19 protein-coding genes are annotated in these 17,951 nt (G+C 67.9%); 12 read left to right on the forward strand and 7 right to left on the reverse strand.

Annotated features, from left to right (window positions below; genetic code table 11):
- Positions 1-1,734: a ClcB-like voltage-gated chloride channel protein gene (locus tag BUB20358_RS08655; protein WP_035972330.1), complete on the reverse strand. Its 1,734-nt coding sequence runs from the start codon at positions 1,732-1,734 to the stop codon at positions 1-3.
- Positions 1,735-1,837: 103 nt separating this feature from the next.
- Complete coding sequence (locus tag BUB20358_RS08660; protein ID WP_006764271.1) at positions 1,838-2,911, reverse strand: YeiH family protein; 1,074 nt, start codon at positions 2,909-2,911, stop codon at positions 1,838-1,840.
- Positions 2,912-3,022: 111 nt separating this feature from the next.
- Between BUB20358_RS08660 and BUB20358_RS08665 the strand changes: the two genes are divergently transcribed.
- The 8 genes from BUB20358_RS08665 to BUB20358_RS08700 all read left to right on the forward strand — a co-directional run bounded on the left by BUB20358_RS08665 (position 3,023) and on the right by BUB20358_RS08700 (position 10,885).
- A complete protein-coding gene (locus BUB20358_RS08665) occupies positions 3,023-3,916 on the forward strand; it encodes a LysR family transcriptional regulator (RefSeq protein ID WP_006764272.1) in 894 nt (297 codons plus the stop codon).
- Between the two features lie 158 nt (positions 3,917-4,074).
- A complete protein-coding gene (locus BUB20358_RS08670) occupies positions 4,075-4,839 on the forward strand; it encodes a TIM barrel protein (RefSeq protein WP_035972331.1) in 765 nt (254 codons plus the stop codon).
- A 37-nt stretch (positions 4,840-4,876) separates the two neighbouring features.
- Positions 4,877-5,869 carry a sugar kinase gene (locus tag BUB20358_RS08675; protein ID WP_006764274.1) on the forward strand — a complete coding sequence of 331 codons (993 nt, stop codon included), beginning with the start codon at positions 4,877-4,879 and terminating at the stop codon, positions 5,867-5,869.
- A gap of 161 nt (positions 5,870-6,030) precedes the next feature.
- On the forward strand, positions 6,031-7,311 hold the full coding sequence (locus BUB20358_RS08680; RefSeq protein WP_006764275.1) for an MFS transporter: 1,281 nt from the start codon (positions 6,031-6,033) through the stop codon (positions 7,309-7,311).
- A 4-nt stretch (positions 7,312-7,315) separates the two neighbouring features.
- Positions 7,316-8,281, forward strand: a complete 966-nt coding sequence (locus BUB20358_RS08685; RefSeq protein ID WP_006764276.1) for a 2-hydroxyacid dehydrogenase — start codon at positions 7,316-7,318, stop codon at positions 8,279-8,281.
- Positions 8,282-8,622: 341 nt separating this feature from the next.
- On the forward strand, positions 8,623-9,666 hold the full coding sequence (locus BUB20358_RS08690) for a LacI family DNA-binding transcriptional regulator (RefSeq protein ID WP_006764277.1): 1,044 nt from the start codon (positions 8,623-8,625) through the stop codon (positions 9,664-9,666).
- A gap of 54 nt (positions 9,667-9,720) precedes the next feature.
- Positions 9,721-10,509, forward strand: a complete 789-nt coding sequence (locus tag BUB20358_RS08695) for a YhfC family intramembrane metalloprotease (RefSeq protein WP_035972332.1) — start codon at positions 9,721-9,723, stop codon at positions 10,507-10,509.
- Positions 10,510-10,522: 13 nt separating this feature from the next.
- Positions 10,523-10,885: a DUF3022 domain-containing protein gene (locus tag BUB20358_RS08700; protein ID WP_006764279.1), complete on the forward strand. Its 363-nt coding sequence runs from the start codon at positions 10,523-10,525 to the stop codon at positions 10,883-10,885.
- Positions 10,886-10,925: 40 nt separating this feature from the next.
- Here the strand turns inward: BUB20358_RS08700 and BUB20358_RS08705 are convergent, their stop codons facing one another.
- Positions 10,926-11,357: a PGDYG domain-containing protein gene (locus BUB20358_RS08705; RefSeq protein ID WP_006764280.1), complete on the reverse strand. Its 432-nt coding sequence runs from the start codon at positions 11,355-11,357 to the stop codon at positions 10,926-10,928.
- A 119-nt stretch (positions 11,358-11,476) separates the two neighbouring features.
- Positions 11,477-12,025 carry a Spy/CpxP family protein refolding chaperone gene (locus BUB20358_RS08710; RefSeq protein WP_035972334.1) on the reverse strand — a complete coding sequence of 183 codons (549 nt, stop codon included), beginning with the start codon at positions 12,023-12,025 and terminating at the stop codon, positions 11,477-11,479.
- A gap of 312 nt (positions 12,026-12,337) precedes the next feature.
- Here BUB20358_RS08710 and BUB20358_RS08715 point away from each other — a divergent pair, with 312 nt between their 5' ends.
- Entirely contained in the window at positions 12,338-12,802 is a 465-nt protein-coding gene (locus BUB20358_RS08715) for an Lrp/AsnC family transcriptional regulator (protein ID WP_035972336.1), read from the forward strand.
- A gap of 506 nt (positions 12,803-13,308) precedes the next feature.
- Positions 13,309-14,409 carry a saccharopine dehydrogenase family protein gene (locus tag BUB20358_RS08720; RefSeq protein WP_035972340.1) on the forward strand — a complete coding sequence of 367 codons (1,101 nt, stop codon included), beginning with the start codon at positions 13,309-13,311 and terminating at the stop codon, positions 14,407-14,409.
- Positions 14,410-14,504: 95 nt separating this feature from the next.
- On the opposite strand, the gene BUB20358_RS08725 is transcribed toward BUB20358_RS08720, so the two are convergent.
- Positions 14,505-15,119 (reverse strand): P-loop nucleotide/nucleoside kinase family protein, encoded by a 615-nt coding sequence (locus tag BUB20358_RS08725; RefSeq protein ID WP_035972342.1) that lies wholly within the window; start codon positions 15,117-15,119, stop codon positions 14,505-14,507.
- On the reverse strand, positions 15,116-15,250 hold the full coding sequence (gene cydX / locus BUB20358_RS08730; RefSeq protein ID WP_035972344.1) for a cytochrome bd-I oxidase subunit CydX: 135 nt from the start codon (positions 15,248-15,250) through the stop codon (positions 15,116-15,118). The genes BUB20358_RS08725 and cydX overlap by 4 nt, the downstream gene beginning before the upstream one ends.
- A gap of 179 nt (positions 15,251-15,429) precedes the next feature.
- Between cydX and corA the strand changes: the two genes are divergently transcribed.
- Positions 15,430-16,407 carry a magnesium/cobalt transporter CorA gene (corA, locus tag BUB20358_RS08735; protein WP_006764284.1) on the forward strand — a complete coding sequence of 326 codons (978 nt, stop codon included), beginning with the start codon at positions 15,430-15,432 and terminating at the stop codon, positions 16,405-16,407.
- A 10-nt stretch (positions 16,408-16,417) separates the two neighbouring features.
- Here the strand turns inward: corA and BUB20358_RS08740 are convergent, their stop codons facing one another.
- Entirely contained in the window at positions 16,418-16,705 is a 288-nt protein-coding gene (locus tag BUB20358_RS08740; RefSeq protein WP_006764286.1) for a YciI-like protein, read from the reverse strand.
- Positions 16,706-17,135: 430 nt separating this feature from the next.
- Here BUB20358_RS08740 and BUB20358_RS08745 point away from each other — a divergent pair, with 430 nt between their 5' ends.
- A complete protein-coding gene (locus BUB20358_RS08745) occupies positions 17,136-17,624 on the forward strand; it encodes an aminoacyl-tRNA deacylase (protein WP_006764287.1) in 489 nt (162 codons plus the stop codon).
- Positions 17,625-17,951: the final 327 nt, after the last annotated feature.

Consider the following 17,951-nt stretch of genomic DNA (forward strand, 5'->3'; position numbering starts at 1 on the left):
TCAGCGTTCGCCGGTCATCCGCCGATACGCGTCGAGCAGCGACGTCTTGTAGACGACGCCCGCGAGCGTCGGCTCCGCTTCGCTTTCGATCACCGGCAGCCGCTCGCCCTGGAACGCCATGAAGCGCTCGAGCGCCGTGGCGAGCGGCATGTCGGGCGTGAGCAGCGGAAACGGCGTGTGCGCGTAGTGCGCGGCGGTCTTGTCCGACGTGTCGCGCCGATCGAGCAGGTCGGACGTGATGTCCTTCAGCGCGACCGCGCCGCGAAAGCGGCCGGCGTCGTCGGTGACGTACAGATACTTGACCGGATATTCGAGAAACACGCGGGTCATGTCGGCGACGCTCGCGGTGAGCGGCACGACCGTCTGCGCAGGCTGGATCAGCTCGCGCATCTGCGTGGTGCGCAGCCGCAGCCGCTCCTGCGCGTCCTGATGGTGACGCAGCGTGATCTCGTACATCGACGTCGTGCCCGTCGCGCGCGCGGCGAAATAGGCGACCACGCACGACACCAGCAGCGGCAGCACGACCTGATAGCTGAGCGTCATCTCGAAGATCATCAGGATCGCCATCAGCGGCGCCTGCGTCGCGCCGGCCATGAACGCGCCCATCCCGACGATCGCGTACGCGAAGTACGCGGACGTGTGGCCGGGCCACAGCGCCTGCATCCCGAGCCCGAACAGCGAGCCGAATACCGCGCCGACGAACAGCGTCGGCGTGAACACGCCGCCGATCGCGCCGGAGCCCGCAGTCGCGGCGGTCGCGATCACCTTGAACACGAGCACGGCGACGAGCGCGTGCCAGGTCCACGGCGAATGCAGGATGTGGTTCACGACGCTGTAGCCGTTGCCCCATACGTCGGGAATCCACACCGAGATCACGCCGACGACGAGGCCGCCGAGCGCGAGCCGCACCGGCAGCGGCACCGGCAAGCGCTTGAACTGGCGCTTCGACGCGTCGAGCAGATGCAGGAACTGCGGCGCGAGCACGCCGCACAGCGCGCCGAGCACGACGAACGGCAGCACCTCCGCGCCGGTGACGGCCGGGAACACCGGCATCTCGTACGGCGGCCGATAGCCGGCGAACTCGCGCATCACGATGTTCGCGACGACCGACGCGACGACCATCGGCCCGAAGCTTTCCATCGCGATCGTGCCGAGCACGATTTCCGACACGAAGAACGCGCCGGCGATCGGCGCGTTGTACGCGGACGTGATGCCGGCTGCGGCGCCGCACGCGACGAGCAGCCGCAGCCGCGGCGGATCGAAGTGCACGAAGCGGCCGACGAGCGAGGCGGCGAGCGCCGCGAGCTGCACCATCGGACCTTCGCGGCCGATCGAGCCGCCGCTGCCGATCGTCAGCAGCGACGACACGCTGCGCCACAGGCTTTGCCGGACCGGCACGATGCCGTCGCCGAGCGCGACGGCCTCCATGTAGTCGGTGTTGCCCGACGCGCGGTTGCCGCGCATCGCGAACAGCAGCACGCAGCCGGCGAGAAAGCCGCCGGCGGCCGGCAGCCAGAAGCGCACGTACCACGGCAGCCCGCGCGCCATCTGGACGAAGCTGCCGCTGTGCCCGGCGATCGCGTACTGCATCAGATCGATGCCTTCCCGGAACGCGATGGTCGCGAACGCGCCGCCGACGCCGACGATCGCCGACCAGATCAGCATCGTATGGGCGTCCGACAGGCGGAACAGCGTTTGAGCGCGCGTACGCAGCTTCAGCAGGAACGAGAGCACGGCCGAGAGGGGGCGATGGAAAACGACGCGAAGGATAGCACTGCGCCGCGCCCGCGGGACCTTCCCGTCGGGCGCGGCGTGCGATGAGGGGCGGGCGTGCGGTTCAGCCAAGCCAGCGCTCCACGGCCCACGTGATCGCATAACCGCCGGCGATCAGCCACACGTACAGGATCAGGCCGGTCGTCAGCGCGCGGGGGCCGGCCTCGCGAATCTGCGACACGCGCGTCTCGATGCCGAGCGCGGTCATCGCCATCGTCAGCGCGAAGGTATCGAGCGCGTTCAGCGTGTGCGTGACGTTGCCGGGCAGCACGTTCAGCGAATTGACGATCACGAAGCCGAGAAAACCGAGTGCGAACCACGGGACCGCGACCTTGTGCGCGTGGTGTGCGCCGCCGGCCGCCGCGTGCGCCGAGCGCGCGGACCGGGCGAGCCACCAGCCGAGCACGAGCAGCACCGGCACGAGCAGCATCACGCGCGTCATCTTGACGATCGTCGCGACGTGCACGACTTCCGGGCTGATGTCGCTTGCCGCGCCGACCACCTGCGCGACCTCGTGAATCGTGCCGCCGAAGAACAGGCCCAAGCCGGCCGGGTCGAGATTCAGCAGCCCGGCGTGATACGCGAGCGGGTACAAGAACATCGACAGCGTGCCGAACAGCACGACGCTGCCCACCGCCATCGCACTCTGATGCGGCTTCGACTGCAGCGTCGACTCGAACGCGAGCACGGCGGCCGCGCCGCAGATCGCGCTGCCCGCGGCGGTCAGCAGCGCCGCGTCGCGATCGAGCTTCATCAGCTTCATCCCGACCCAGGTGCCGATCGCGAGCGTACTCACCACGACGAGCACCGACACCGCGAGGCCCGGCAGCCCGACCTGCGCGATTTCCTGCAGGCTCACGCGCAGCCCGAAGAACGCGACCGCGATGCGCAGCAACTTGCGCGCGGAGAAATTCACGCCGGCCGCCCAGCTCGCCGGCATCCCGTCGCGCAGCGCGTTGCCGTACAGCGCGCCCGCGACGATGCCGACGATCAGCGGCGACAGACCGAGCCCGGCGATCGCCGGCAACTGCGACAGGCTCGTGACGGCGGCGGCGAACAATGCGACGAACAGCACGCCGTTCAACTGGCCGCGCATCGACGGCGCGGCGTGGGGCAGACGGGACGGAACAGTGGACATGGGGCACCGTGACGAAACGTGTTGCGATGCCGTAATCCTAGTTTCGTTATATCGATATGAAAAATTGTGATTTGTGACATAAACTATCCGGGAATCCGATAATTCATGCCCATGACCCCGGAACAACTGATAACTTTTGCGGCCGTCGCCGAGCACCTGAACATCAGCCGCGCCGCCGTCGCGCTGCATCTGTCGCAGCCGGCCGTGTCCGGACAGCTGCGGCTGCTGCAGGACGAATTCGGCGAGCCGCTGTATCAGCGCGACGGGCGCGGGATCCGCCTCACGCCCGTCGGCGAGCAGCTCGCCCAATACGCGAACGCGCAGCGCGACACGTTCGCGCAGGCGCGCGCGTTTCGCGACGCGGTGCGCGGCCTCGAGGCCGGCACGCTGCGGATCGGCGCGAGCACGACGCCGGCGAGCTATCTGCTGCCGTACCTGATCGCGGCGTTCCAGCCGCGCGCGCCGCGCGTGGCGATCCAGACGATGAGCGGCAACACGTCGGACGTGGTCGCCGCGCTGCCGTCGCTCGACATCGCGATGATCGAAGGGCCGCCCGGCGACGCGCTGCCGCCCGGTACCGCCGTGCATGCATGGCACGAGGACGAGATCGTCGCGATCGTGCCGACCGGGCACCCGCTCGGCGCGGCCGAATACGCATCCGGCGTCACGCTCGACGCGCTGGCCGCGCATCCGCTCGTGCTGCGCGAGGCCGGCTCGGCCGTACGGCAGCTCGTCGAGCGCGCATTCGCGCACGGCGGCGCGCCGATGCGCGTCGCGTTCGAGATCGCCGGCGTCGAGGCGGTGAAGGAGGCCGTGCGCGCCGGGATGGGCGTCGGTTTCGTATCGGCGATGTCGCTGCGTCACGACGATGCGGCGCTCGTGCCGCGCTCGCTCGCGCCGGTGCCGCTCACGCGTCATTTCTCGATCCTCGTGCCGCACGGCGCCGCGCCGTCGCGCGTCGCCGCGCAGTTTCTCGAACTGAGCCTCGCGCAGCACGCCGGCTGAGCAGGCGACGCCGGCGGGAACGCGCGATGCGCGCCGTGCGGCGCGCATTCGCTGCTCGTTCGGGCCTAGGGATTTCCTCTATGGCATCGTCGGGAAGCGAAGCGCACCATCCGTCTCAAGCAAATGGAACCGGTTCCATATCGTTGATAAAGGGCAAAATGGCAGACATCGTGATCGTGGCAAGCGCATTCGGGATCGACCGCGTGCGCCAGGAGGGCCACAGCGCATTCGTCGCGACCGCGGCGGCGGCCGGCGCGGCCGGCTTCGAGGTGCGGCGCGAACTGTTCGCGTCGGACGACGACGCGTCGCCCGGCGCACTGACCGCACTCGGCGCGCTGCTGACCGGACACGGGCTGTGGTCGGTCTATTCGACGCCGGCGACGCTGTACACGGACACCGGCGCGCTGGACGCCGACGCGTTGCGTGCCGCGCTCGCCGAAGCCGATGCGCTCGGCGCGCGCTTCGTGAAATTCCAGCTCGGCGGTTTTTCCGGCGACGCGCACATTGCCGACATCGTTGCGCTGTCGCGCGATGCGCGAGCCCGCGTGGTGGTCGAAAACGGTCAGCTGCCGGTCGGCGGCGCGCTCGCGCAGTTCCGCGGGCTGTTCGACGCGCTGGCCGCATCGGACACGCCCGACGCGTTCGGGATGACGTTCGACATCGGCAACTGGCAGTGGCCGGGCGAAGCGCCGCTCGACTGCGCACGCGTGCTGGCGCCGCACGTCGAATACATTCATTGCAAGGCCGTCGAAGGCGACGGCGCGCGCCGCTTCGCGGCGGCGCCCAGGCCGGACGACGCGCACGTGAGCGCCGTGCTCGCTGCGCTGCCGCCGGACGTGCCGCGCGGAATCGAATTTCCGTTCGACGTGGCCGATCTCGCGGGCGACGCGTGCCGGCGCGTCGCGTGGCTCGCGGCCGCATGACGGCGCGCACGGCAGCAGGATCAGAAGGAGTTCATCGATGAAAGCAGCACTGGATGTCGTGACCTACGGCGAGGCGATGGCGATGTTCGTCGCGGCCGAACCCGGCGCGCTCGCGCACGCGACGCAATTCACGAAGCGGATCGCGGGCGCGGACCTGAACGTCGCGATCGGCCTGTCGCGGCTCGGGTTCCGCGTCGGCTGGATGAGCCGCGTCGGCAACGATTCGTTCGGCCGCTACGTGCTCGACACGCTCGCGCGCGAGGGGATCGACGCATCGTGCGTGAGCGTCGACCCGCGCTACCCGACCGGCTTCCAGCTGAAGTCGCGCAACGACGACGGCAGCGATCCGACCGTCGAATACTTCCGCAAGGGCTCCGCCGCGAGCCACCTGTCGCGCGACGACTACGTGGCCGACTACGTGCTCGGCGCGCGCCATCTGCATCTGACCGGCGTCGCGCCGGCGATTTCGGCGACGTCGTGCGAACTCGCGTTCCATCTCGCGCGCGAGATGCGCGCGGCGGGCAAGACGATTTCGTTCGACCCGAACCTGCGCCCGACGCTGTGGCCGTCGGCCGATGCGATGGCGAACACGCTGAACGCACTCGCGGCGCTCGCCGACTGGGTGCTGCCGGGGCTCGCCGAAGGGCGGCAACTGACCGGCCGCGACACGCCGGCCGACATTGCGCGCTTCTATCTCGAGCAGGGCGCACGCGGCGTCGTGATCAAGCTCGGCGCCGAAGGCGCGTACTACCGGACCGCCGACGGCCGCGAAGGCACGGTGGCCGGCGAGCGCGTCGCGAACGTGGTCGACACCGTCGGCGCCGGCGACGGCTTCGCGGTCGGCGTCGTCAGCGCGCTGCTCGAAGGCAAGCCGGTCGAGCACGCGGTCGCGCGCGGCAACCGGATCGGCGCGCTCGCGATCCAGGTGATCGGCGACTCGGAAGGGCTGCCGACGCGCGCGGCGCTCGACCGGCTCGAGACTGTCGGCAATCGTGCCGATTGCGTCGAGGAAACCGTCACCGCGCAATGAGATGCCGGACACGGCACAATGCGCGGACCCATGTCGTGCGCGATGCACGACGTTGTACCGACCGGGACCGGCGCCGACGCGCCGGTGCCCGTCGATTCCCCGAAGGACGGGACCGGAGCGCGCGAACGCGCGACCGCCGGTCGACACAAGGAGACATTGTGATGGCAGCCAATCTCGCAATCCGACGCTGGTGGACGATCATGCCGATCGTCTTCATCACGTACAGCCTTGCCTATCTCGACCGCGCGAACTACGGGTTCGCGGCGGCGGCGGGCATCAACCAGGATCTCGGCATCAGCAAAGGGCTGTCGTCGCTGATCGGTGCGCTGTTCTTTCTCGGCTACTTCTTCTTCCAGATTCCGGGCGCGATCTACGCGGAGCGCCGCAGCGTGAAGAAGCTCGTGTTCGTCAGCCTCGTGCTGTGGGGCGCGTGCGCGGCGCTGACCGGCGTCGTCAGCAACATTCCGTCGCTGATGGCGATCCGCTTCGTGCTCGGCGTCGTCGAGGCGGCGGTGATGCCGGCGATGCTGATCTACATCAGCAACTGGTTCACGAAGAGCGAGCGGTCGCGCGCGAACACGTTCCTGATTCTCGGCAACCCCGTGACCGTGCTGTGGATGTCGGTCGTGTCCGGCTATCTCGTGCACGAGTTCGGCTGGCGCCACATGTTCATCGCGGAAGGCGTGCCGGCGATCCTGTGGGCCGTATGCTGGTGGTTCCTGGTGCAGGACAAGCCGGCCGACTCGCCGTGGCTGACCGCGCAGGAAAAACGCGACCTCGACACCGTGCTCGCGGCCGAGCAGGCGGCGATCAAGCCGGTGCGCAACTACGGCGAGGCGTTCCGCTCGCCGGCGGTGATCAAGCTGTGCGCGCAGTATTTCTGCTGGAGCATCGGCGTGTACGGCTTCGTGCTGTGGCTGCCGTCGATCGTGAAGAACGGCTCCGAGCTCGGGATGGTCGCGACCGGCTGGCTGTCCGCGCTGCCGTATCTCGCGGCGACGATCGCGATGCTCGTCGCGTCGTGGGCGTCCGACAAGGCCGGCTCGCGCCGCGGCTTCGTGTGGCCGTTCCTGCTGGTCGGCGCGGCCGCGTTCGCGGCATCGTATGCGCTCGGTTCGTCGCATTTCTGGATCTCGTACACGCTGCTCGTGATCGCGGGCGCCGCGATGTATGCGCCTTACGGCCCGTTCTTCGCGATCGTGCCGGAACTGCTGCCGAAGAACGTCGCGGGCGGCGCGATGGCGCTGATCAACAGCATGGGCGCGCTCGGCTCGTTCGTCGGCTCGTATTTCGTCGGCTATCTGAACGGCGCGACCGGCTCGCCGCTCGCGTCGTACGCGTTCATGAGCGCGGCGCTGGTCGCCGCCGTGATCCTCACGCTGTCCGTCAAACCCCAGGCGCGCGAAGCGCATCCGCTGTCCGCGCCGCTGCAAGGAAAATGAAACGATGAAGCCTCGTATCGTCGCGTACAAGCCGCTGCCCGATGACGTGCTCGCGTACCTGCGCGAGCACGCGGAAGTCGTGCAGGCCGACGGCGCCGATGCGCTCGTCGCGGCGCTCGGCGACGCCGACGGCGCGATCGGCGCGAGCCTGAAGGTGACCGCGCAGATGCTCGACTGCGCGCCGCGGCTGAAGGCGTGGTCGACCATCTCGGTCGGCTACGACAATTTCGACGTCGCCGATCTGACGCGCCGCGGCATCGTGCTCGCGCATACGCCGGACGTGCTGACCGAGTCGACCGCCGATACGGTGTTCTCGCTGATCCTCGCGTCCGCGCGGCGCGTGGTCGAACTGGCCGAATGGGTGAAGGCCGGCCGCTGGCATCGCAGCATCGGCCCCGAGCTGTACGGCACCGACGTGCAGGGCAAGACGCTCGGCATCGTCGGGCTCGGGCGGATCGGCGGCGCGGTGGCGCGCCGCGCGGCGCTCGGCTTCCGGATGCAGGTGCTGTACGCGAACCGCTCCGCGCATCCGGAGGCCGAGACGCTGTACGGCGCACGGCGCGTGACGCTCGACGAACTGCTCGCGCAATCCGATTTCGTGTGCCTGCAGGTGCCGCTGTCGCCTCAGACGCGCCATCTGGTCGGCGCAGCCGAATTCGCGAAGATGAAGCGCGGCGCGATCCTGATCAACGCGTCGCGCGGGCCCGTCGTCGACGAAGCCGCGCTGATCGACGCACTGCGCGCGGGCACGATCCGCGGCGCCGGGCTCGACGTGTTCGAGCACGAGCCGTTGTCGGCGGATTCGCCGCTGCTGCAGATGAGCAACGTCGTCGCGTTGCCGCATATCGGCTCGGCGACGCACGAAACGCGGCACGCGATGGCGCGCTGCGCGGCGGAAAACCTGGTCGGCGCGCTGGCCGGCACGCTGCGCACGAACGTCGTCAATCCCGACGCGCTCGCGCGCGGGTGACGCGCGCGGCCGAGGTGGCACAGGGCGGCGCAGCGCGGCGCGCGCTCGGAGCGGCGGTCGGCCGTCGCCGTTAGAGTCGGCGGTCTTGGTACCGGACCGCAGGCTGCGTTATGATCGCCGGCTCGTCGCATCGGCGATTCGGCAACGTTGCCGGCGGCGTCCGACGGCGCGCATCCTCCGGGCCGGGTCCGGCGCGGCCGACTGCCGCTGCAGATAACCGGGGCGGGCGCCGACGCGCCAGCGCCGACCGAAAGGGGAGTCCGCCGGATGGCTTTCGTATCCAACAACAAAGATCCGTCCGCTGCGGATGCGGCGCGGATCGTACGTCGCGAGGCACGACAGTGACCGATTCGCAACCTTCCACGCCGCGTCCGGCGACGATCAGCGACGTCGCGCGCGAGGCCGGCACCGGCAAGACCAGCGTGTCGCGCTATCTGAACGGCGAGACGCACGTGCTGTCCGCCGATCTGCGTCAGCGGATCGAGGCCGCGATCGCGCGGCTCAACTATCGGCCGAACCAGATGGCGCGCGGGCTCAAGCGCGGCCGCAACCGGCTGCTCGGGATGCTGGCGGCCGACCTCACCAATCCGTATACCGTCGAAGTGCTGCAGGGCGTCGAGGCTGCGTGCCACGCGCTCGGCTACATGCCGCTGATCTGCCACGCCGCGAACGAAGTCGAGATGGAGCGCCGCTTCCTGCAGCTGCTCACGACCTATCGCGTCGAAGGGCTGATCGTCAACGCGCTCGGCGCCGAAGAGGACGTGCTGCGCCCGCTGCGCGGCGGCGGGATTCCGGCCGTGCTCGTCGACCGCACGGTCGAGGGCTTCGAAGCCGACCTGATCGGTCTCGACAACGCGGACGCGATCGAAACGGCGCTCGCGCACCTGATCGAGCGCGGCTTCGATGCGATCCACTTCGTCGTGCAGCCGTTCGAGCACGTGAGCTCGCGGCGGCTGCGCGAAGCCGCGTTTCGCGCGGCGCTCGCCGCGCGCGGGCTGCCGGTGCCCGCGACGATCGTGCTCGACCTGAACGCGCCCGACGCGCTTGCGGCCGCGCTCGCCGACGTCGACGCGCGTATCGACGACGCCGCGCGGCGCGGCGTACGCGCGGCGCTGTTCGCGGCGAACGCGCCGGTCGCGCTCGCGATCGCGCGCCATCTGCGCGCGCGTTTCGGCGCGCAATGGCAGGCGAAGGCCGCGCTGCTGTCGATCGACGATCCGGAGTGGGCCGAGCTGATCGGCATCACGACGATCCGCCAGCCGACCTACGAAATCGGCTACAAGGCCGTCGAGTTCGTGCACGAGCGGATCGACGGCGACGCCGGCGACGCGCGCGTCGCGATGCTGCCCGGCGAACTGATCGCGCGCGCGTCGACCGCAAGCTGAGTATCATGCGGGGCACGCGGCGCGCCGGTGCGCCGCGGCCGAACAAGGAAATACATGATCGTCGCCCCCGTCACGCTGGCGGTACTGATCGCCGCCACGCTGATCATCGCGCTGCTGCCGCTCGTTGTCTGCCGTTACCTGCGCAAGCCGCTTGTGCTCGACCGCCGCGACACGATCGTCGGCGTCGCCGTCTTCACGCTGTTCGCGATGATCGTCGAACGCGCATTCCACGGCCTCGTGCTGAGCCGCACGCCGGCCGGCGGCTGGCTCACGCAGCCGCTCGCGTTCGTCGCGTACAGCGCGCTCGCGACCGCCGTATTCGAGGAAGTCGGCCGCTATCTCGGGATGCGTTTTCTGAATCGCCGCTACGGCGCGTCGGCCGGCGACGGCCGCGCGATCGGCTACGGGATCGGGCACGGCGGCGCCGAAGCGTGGTTCGTCGGCGTGCTCGTATGGGGCCAGTGGTCGTATCTCGCGTGGCTGTCGACCCGCGGCCAGCTCGAAGCGCAGCTCGCCGGCCTGCCCGGCGACACCGTCGTGCGGCTGCACGTGATGCTCGCGACGCTGTCGGTGCCGTCGATCGTGCTGCTGCTGATCGAACGCTGCGCGGCGTTCGCTGTGCAGCTCGCGTTGTCGGTACTGATGTGGCGCGGCGTACGCGCCGGGCGTGCGCGCGTGCTGCCGGTCGCGATCGTGCTGCATGCGCTGGCCGCGGTGCCAGCGTTGCTGTACCAGTTGCGTGTGCTGCCGGCCGGCGCGGTCGAGGCCGTGTACGTCGTGCTGGCCGCGGTCCTGGTCGCCGTGCTCGCGAAGACGTGCCGGCCGTCGCGCGCGGCGGCCTGACCGGAGGAGTGCGATGGACGACTATCTGATCGAATGCCCGAGCGCCGAATTCGATGCGCTCGCCCGCGTGATCTGCGATCTCTTTCCGGAGCAGACGCGCTTCGTCGAACACAGCGATGCGCGCGGACGCTTCCTGTCGGTGCAGTGGCTCGCGATGCGTTTCGGTGCGACGCCGAAGCGGATGACGCTCGACGTGCGCATCGCGCCGGCCGCGCTCGCGCGTTATCTGGCGCTCAAGCCGATGCAGCGCGCGCGCAGCCATGCGGTGCTGCATGCGTATACGGAGGCGATGCTCGGTTCGCTCGAAGAGCGGCACGCGGCCGGCGAGGCGATCGAGCGCGAAGCGGAACTCGAGCTCGACGACGACTTCGCGTGACCGCGAGCGGCTACGCCGGCGTCATGCCGGCGCGCGCGTTTCATGCGTCGCGATAGACCTGCGCGAAGCGCTGCGCCTGCACGACGCCGTAGTCGCCCGGCGCATACTGCATCACCCAGTCGCCGGCGGCGCCGCGCAGCGTGTCGCCGTTTTCCGAGCGCGCGATCGTAAACGGCTCGTCCATCCGGCGCGCGAGCACGACGGACGGCAGGTTCCGGTATGCGCCCGGCGCGCCGTGCGCGAGCGCCGGATCGGCGGGCACGTACTTCGCATCGAAGCGCGCGCGCGACACGACCCATTGGTCGCCGGTCGAGCCGGTGATCAGCGCGTCGCCCGCGACGTAACGGTTCGGGCCTTCGAGGCTCATCAGTTCGCCGTCGGCGGCCGCGAACGCAACTGTGACGGTTTCGTCCTTGACGACGCGGCGGGCCTGCGGATCGGTACGCAGGTCGATGTGCTTGAGTTCGAGCATGGCGGGGAAGGGCGGGAAAAGCCGCGAGCTTATCCCGAAATTAGCGCGCCGTGTGGCGCGCGTTCGCCGGCTGACGCGCGGCGCGGACGACGGCCCGCGCCGGTAGAGGGCAAAGGGCGTCAGGGTTGGGTGGGCGCGCTTGCGGCGGAGTCGGCGGCTGCCGCCTTGCCGTCCTTGTTCCTGGCCGACTTGCCCTTGCCGCGATGTTCGCCGCCGTGATGCAGCCAGTTGCGGAACGTCGTGTCGGCCAGCGCCTTCTGTTCGGCCGGGAAGCTGTCGTAGAGCGGCGCGAACGCGTCGGCCAGTTTCTTCGCGCCGTCGGCGTTCGCCTGCGCGAGCTCCGCGTACTGCTTCATGTCGTCGACGGCCGACACGTTGCGGCTTTCGATCCGCGCGCGATAGAGGCGGCCCATCGTTTCGCCGTTCTCGCGCATCGTATCGGCAAAGGTCTTCCATTGCGGCTCCTGCGCCGACGTGATCTTCAACTGGTCGTGCAGATACTTGATGCGCTGCTCGATGTGCGCTTCGCGGCGTGCCGCGCGCTGCTCGGCGCTCGGCGCCGATGCGGCGGCCGCCGCGGTGGCCGATGCCGGTGTCTGCGTTTGCGTTTGCGCGAACGCGCTGGCTGCAACCGCGAGCGTAGCGAGGGTGAGCGAGATTTTCTTCATGGTTGGCTCTCCGGGTGGTGTGCTGCGAGCGGGGCGGCAACGGCCGCGTGCACGTCGCTCGCATCGCCCGCTATTAGTAGCACGTCGTGCGCGACAGGAAAGCGAATGCGACACTTGCTTACATCCGAAACGAATCGAAATCGGACGCCGCGCGGGCGGCGCGCGGCGGCTTGCCGGCCGCACGCTTCGCGAACGCCGGCGGTTCACGCGGGCCGTCGTCGATGCGCCCGATGTCGTTTGGGCGTACGCGCGTTCGGCGCTATCATCGCGTCACCTTCATTTCGCCGGCGCGCTGCGCGCCGACACCGCCTCATGCGTCCACCCCGCCTCGATCAGCTCGACGACCTCGACCGGCAACTCGTCGCGCTGCTGCAAGCCAATGCGCGCGCGAGCGTCGCCGATCTCGCGCGCCAGCTCGATGTCGCGCGCACGACGATCGTCGCGCGCATCGCGCGGCTCGAGCGGACCAACGTGATCGCCGGCTACAGCGTGCGGCTCGGCCAGGACGTGCTCGATGCGAGCATCTACGCGTATGTCGGCATCATCCTGACGCCGAAGTTCGGCAAGGACGTGCTGCGCAAGCTCGACCGGATGCCCGAAGTACAACTGCTGTGCGCGGTGAGCGGCGAGTACGACTACGTCGCGTGGCTGCGCGCCGATTCGCCGGAGCGGCTCAACGACCTGCTCGACCAGATCGGTACGCTCGAAGGCGTCGAGCGCACGACCACGTCGATCATCCTGTCGCGCAAGATCGATCGCGGGACGATCGGCGGCTGACGCGCGTCGAGCGGCGGCGCGCGCGCGATCGGGGCGTGCGTCGATATTCCGATCGCGCTTCGTCACTGCGTCGCTGAGTCACTGAATCGGCTTCGGTTTATCGCGCCGTTGCGCGGCAAGGCATGCGCTCATCCCTTCACGCGCTCGCCGCGCTCGGGATGGCATGCATTTCACTCGATTCATTCTCGTCAGCACGCCGATTTCGCGTCGATCCGATTTCGTGCGCTTCCGACACGCCGGTCGCGCGCCTCGCAACGCCGGTTTTGCATGTCCGTCGCGCTTTGACCTGCCTCTGCGCGTTGCCCGCCCGCTGCGCATGTCGCGGTGCGCCGCTTCGCCTGCACAATTTCGACAAATTTGGTCGTTGCGGCGAAAACGATCGTCATTTTGTCGAATTTATCGGTCGTTTCGCATCATTCTTCGTCTTGGAACTGATTTTAGGCGTCCCTACACTGTGTCCACCGTTCGACGCGTACAACACCCACCCATCATCAGGAGATAAGCGCATGAAAATCGCCATCGTCGGCGCAGGTCTGATCGGCCACACCATTGCTCACATGCTGCGCGAAACCGGCGACTACGAAGTCGTCGCGTTCGACCGCGATGCGGACGCGCTCGCGAAGCTGTCGCGCGAAGGCATCGCGACGCAACGTGTCGATTCGGCCGACGCCACCGCGATTCGCGAAGCCGTGAAGGGCTGCGATGCGCTCGTCAACGCGCTGCCGTACTACCTCGCGGTGAACGTCGCGGCGGCCGCGAAGGCGGCCGGCGTCCATTACTTCGATCTCACCGAGGACGTGCGTGCGACGCACGCGATCCGTGAACTGGCCGACGGCTCGGATCACGCGTTCATGCCGCAGTGCGGTCTTGCCCCGGGCTTCATCGGGATCGCCGCGCACGAGCTCGTGAACGGCTTCAGCGAAGTGCGCGACGTGAAGATGCGCGTCGGCGCGCTGCCCGAGTATCCGACCAATGCGTTGAAATACAACCTCACGTGGAGCGTCGACGGTCTCATCAACGAATACTGCCAGCCGTGCGAAGCGATCCGCGACGGCCGCAAGCAATGGGTACAGCCGCTCGAGGGCCTCGAGCATTTCTCGCTCGACGGCACCGAATACGAGGCGTTCAACACGTCGGGCGGCCTCGGCACGCTGTGCGAAACGCTGTCGGGCAAGGTCGAAACGCTCGACTACAAGTCGGTGCGCTATCCGGGCCATCGCGAGCTCGTCCGCTTCCTGCTCGAGGATCTGCGTCTGTCGAGCGACCGCGACACGCTGAAGTCGATCATGCGCCGCGCGGTGCCGTCGACGAAACAGGACGTCGTGCTCGTGTTCGTGACGGTGACGGGCGTAAAGGATGGCCAACTGGTGCAGGACGTGTTCACGCGCAAGATCTTCGCGAAGGACGTGTGCGGGATGCACATGAGCGCGATTCAGATCACGACGGCCGGCGCGATGTGCGCGGTGCTCGATCTGTTCCGCGAGAAAAAGCTGCCGCAGAGCGGTTTCATCCCGCAGGAGAAAGTGTCGCTGAAGGCGTTCCTCGCGAACCGCTTCGGCAAGCTGTACGACGGCGGCACGATGGAGCGCATGCACGCGCTCGCCTGACGACGCATCCGCCGCACGAGGGCCGTGCCGACGCCGGGAGCGCAGCCGCGCTGCCGGCGTCGTTTTTTGCGCAGAAGAAGAGGGCGGTGTGCCGCTCAGGCAGGCAGCGGCGGGACGATCGCCGCCTGCGGCGGCGGCACGATCCGGTACAGCAGCGCGTCGATGTCGGCGTCCGTCGGCGCGGTGTTGTCGAACATCACGATGCCGTTGCATTCGTCGCCGGTCGGCACGAAGCGGCGCTGCCGGTATTCGTCCCAGTGCGCGAGCTTGTACGCGTCGTTCGGGTTGCCGCGCGCGACGATCCGCTCGCGTGCGACGTCTTCCGCCGTATGGACCCAGACGACCGTCAACGCGACGTCGGGCGCGATCCCGAGCCAGCCGCGATCGACGATGCGTCGGTTGCGCACTTCGCGCGACAGCGGCGCGACGACGATTGCGCTGATGCCGAGCGCGAGATTTTCACGCGCGGTGTCGAGCAGGCCCTGGTATTCGGGATCGCGCAAATGCTTCAGATACAGCGGGCTGTCGCGGTCGTTCGGATCGGCGGTCAGCGCGCCCATCGCGGCCGAGCTGTAGCGGCCGTACATCGTATCCTTGTCGAGCAGGCAGAACGCGGCGCCGGTCGCGCGCATCAGCGGCCCGACGAGCCGTTTCGCGAGCGTGGTCTTGCCGGTGCCGGCGTGACCGCAGAAGAACACCAGGTGCGTCACGGACGCTCGCTCCCCGAACGTTTGCGCGCGCTGTCGCTGCGCGAGAACACTTCGGCTTCGAGCCACATCGCGTTGATGATGCCGAAGCCCAGCGCCACGCCGATGCCGAGCATCCACGAGAAATACCACATGGGTCTGCCTCCTTGACGGTTGGGCGGGCGGCGCTCGCGCCGCGCCCGTCGACATGCTCGGCGCAGCATGCTGCGCCGCGAGCAGCCCGATCATGACCAATATCGGCGTGCCGCGCAAGCCGCCGCGCGCGGCCGGCAAACCGGTAAACTGACGCGCAAACGGCACTCTCATGGACAACATGCTGATCAACTGCGCTGCATACCAGGACGGCCGCAAGCTGGCCGACATCGACGTCGACGCCATCAGCGACTATGTGTCGAAACCCGAGTGCTTCGTGTGGGTCGCGCTGAAGGACCCGACGCCCGACGAAATCGCGCTGATGGGCGAGGAATTCGGACTGCACGAGCTCGCGCTCGAGGACGCCCGCAAAGGGCATCAGCGCCCGAAGATCGAGGAGTACGGCGACTCGCTGTTTGCGGTGCTGCATACGGTCGAGCTCGACGAGGACGGCGAATTCAAGGTCGGCGAGCTGAACGTGTTCGTCGCCCCGAACTACGTGCTGTCGATCCGCAACCATACCGAACAGGACTTCCGTGCGGTGCGCCAGCGCTGCGAGCGCGAGCCGCATCTGCTGCAGGAGGGCTCGGCGTTCGTGTTCTATGCGCTGATGGATCAGGTCGTCGACCGCTATTTCCCGATCCTCGAGACGCTCGGCAACGAGCTCGAGGCGCTCGAAGACCGCATCTTCGCGAAGGCGACGCCCGCATCGTCGCGCGCGATCATCGAGGATCTGTACTCGCTGAAGCGACGGCTCGTGATGCTGTACCAGCACACCGCGCCGCTGATCGAACCGCTCGCGAAGCTGACCGGCGGGCGCATCCCGCAGATTTGCAGCGGGATGGAGCATTACTTCCGCGACGTATACGACCATCTGCAGCGGATCGTGAAGACGATCGAAGGGCGCCGCGAGATGGTCGTGACGGCGATCCAGGTCAACCTCGGGATGATTTCGCTCGCGGAGAACGAGGTCACCAAGCGGCTCGGCTCGTTCGCCGCGCTGTTCGCGATTCCGACGATGATCGCCGGCATTTACGGGATGAACTTCGCGAACATGCCGGAACTGCACCTCAAGTACGGCTTCTACGGCTGCATCGGCGTGATGGTCGTCGCCGACCTCGCGTTGTGGTGGCGGTTCAAGCGGGCAGGGTGGCTGTGACGCCGCGCGGCTAGCGCGGCGCGTGCTTGCCGACCACGACGCGCCACGGACGGACGCGCCACGATTTGACGAGGCCGTTCTGTACATACGGATCCGCACGCGCAAACGATTCCGCAATCTCCGGCGAATCGGCTTCGAACACGAGCACGGCCTGATCGGCCGGCTCTGCCAGCGCGCCGGCGAGCACGAGTTCGCCGCGCTGGGTCGCCGCCTGCGCGAGCGCCAGATGCTCGGCGCGGTACTGTTCGCGCCGGGACAGGTAGTCGTCGACGAGTTCGTAGATCAGCTGGTAGTGCATGACGATCGCTCCATGAGTCGGTGGCCGGCTCAGTATAGGTCACCGACGCGTCGCCGGAGGTCTTGCCAAGCCGATTGTTCGTATCCGCGAGTTCGGCACGCGCTTCTCCCATGCCGATAGCTCTTCTCTTTCTTCGCAACTAACGGTCTGATTCTCGATCCGCCGACATGGGCGCTCCCGTTCAGCCCTCTCTGCTGCGCTACAACACCAATTTGTCTGCAAGAAAGCGGTTCTTCTAGCACGTCGAGACGTCCGATTTTACGGGCGGCAAGAGGGCGGCTGGACCCGGAAAAGGGATCGGAGCGCGACGATGGCCGTGCGCGCGCCGACTTCGCGCGACGCCATTTCCATCGACCGGAATGCGACCTATGCTGAACGAATCCGGAGCGAACTTCGTTCGCCGGTTTGTTCAGTCCAGACGAGGTGTGCCATGCCAGTGTCAGCCACCCTGCAGGATTGCCTGCGCCAGAAGTCATCGCGATACGAAGTCGTGTATCACCCGTACAGCCATACGAGCATGGAGACGGCCGCAGCCGCACACATTCCGGGCGACCGTCTTGCGAAAACGGTGTTGCTCGAGGACGACGAAGGTTACGTCGCCGCCGTGTTGCCGACGACGCACGCCATTCGACTGTCGGACCTTTGGGTCAAGACCGGACGCCATCTCGTGCTCGCGAAAGAGGTCGAGTTGCGCGAACTGTTCAAGGACTGCGACATGGGCGCGTTGCCGCCGGTCTGCATGGCGTACGGGATGAAGACGTTTCTCGAGGAACGTCTCGCGCAGCAACCGGAAGTCTATTTCGAGGCCGGCGATCACGAAGCGCTGATTCACATGACGCAGGACGAGTTTTTGTCGCTGATGGAGACGGCCGAGCGCGCGCATTTTTCGCATCGGATGCAAGGGATGATGTTGTCCTGACTTGTCCCGACGCGAACGCGCGGCGGTTCGAATTCGCGACGGCAGCCGCCGACGGCGGTTGCCGGGGCGGCTGCTGCACGTTGGCGGGATGACGGATCGACTGAGGTCGGTCTTGCGGCGACGAGATTCGGGCTGCGTGGGTAGATCGTCGGCGAGAGCGAGCCTGCGAAAACGGGAAGGAAGCCGTTGGGCTCATGATGGTTTCCGGTGAATCGTATTTTACATAATCATCATTATCGCCAGAAACGATTGTAGTGGCTAGATAGTAATGTCCGCTTTTAGCTACATAGAAATGTCCGCTTTTGTGCCGCGTAAGCTATCCGACCG

It is taken from the genome of Burkholderia dolosa (genome assembly GCF_902499135.1).
Taxonomy (GTDB): domain Bacteria; phylum Pseudomonadota; class Gammaproteobacteria; order Burkholderiales; family Burkholderiaceae; genus Burkholderia; species Burkholderia dolosa.

Coding starts and splice junctions, on each gene's coding strand:
- BUB20358_RS08660 (WP_006764271.1), bottom strand. CDS start 2,911: ATGTCCACTGTTCCGTCCCGTCTGCCCCACGCCGCGCCGTCGATGCGC.
- BUB20358_RS08665 (WP_006764272.1), top strand. CDS start 3,023: ATGACCCCGGAACAACTGATAACTTTTGCGGCCGTCGCCGAGCACCTG.
- BUB20358_RS08670 (WP_035972331.1), top strand. CDS start 4,075: ATGGCAGACATCGTGATCGTGGCAAGCGCATTCGGGATCGACCGCGTG.
- BUB20358_RS08675 (WP_006764274.1), top strand. CDS start 4,877: ATGAAAGCAGCACTGGATGTCGTGACCTACGGCGAGGCGATGGCGATG.
- BUB20358_RS08680 (WP_006764275.1), top strand. CDS start 6,031: ATGGCAGCCAATCTCGCAATCCGACGCTGGTGGACGATCATGCCGATC.
- BUB20358_RS08685 (WP_006764276.1), top strand. CDS start 7,316: ATGAAGCCTCGTATCGTCGCGTACAAGCCGCTGCCCGATGACGTGCTC.
- BUB20358_RS08695 (WP_035972332.1), top strand. CDS start 9,721: ATGATCGTCGCCCCCGTCACGCTGGCGGTACTGATCGCCGCCACGCTG.
- BUB20358_RS08700 (WP_006764279.1), top strand. CDS start 10,523: ATGGACGACTATCTGATCGAATGCCCGAGCGCCGAATTCGATGCGCTC.
- BUB20358_RS08705 (WP_006764280.1), bottom strand. CDS start 11,357: ATGCTCGAACTCAAGCACATCGACCTGCGTACCGATCCGCAGGCCCGC.
- BUB20358_RS08710 (WP_035972334.1), bottom strand. CDS start 12,025: ATGAAGAAAATCTCGCTCACCCTCGCTACGCTCGCGGTTGCAGCCAGC.
- BUB20358_RS08715 (WP_035972336.1), top strand. CDS start 12,338: ATGCGTCCACCCCGCCTCGATCAGCTCGACGACCTCGACCGGCAACTC.
- BUB20358_RS08720 (WP_035972340.1), top strand. CDS start 13,309: ATGAAAATCGCCATCGTCGGCGCAGGTCTGATCGGCCACACCATTGCT.
- cydX (WP_035972344.1), bottom strand. CDS start 15,250: ATGTGGTATTTCTCGTGGATGCTCGGCATCGGCGTGGCGCTGGGCTTC.
- corA (WP_006764284.1), top strand. CDS start 15,430: ATGCTGATCAACTGCGCTGCATACCAGGACGGCCGCAAGCTGGCCGAC.
- BUB20358_RS08740 (WP_006764286.1), bottom strand. CDS start 16,705: ATGCACTACCAGCTGATCTACGAACTCGTCGACGACTACCTGTCCCGG.
- BUB20358_RS08745 (WP_006764287.1), top strand. CDS start 17,136: ATGCCAGTGTCAGCCACCCTGCAGGATTGCCTGCGCCAGAAGTCATCG.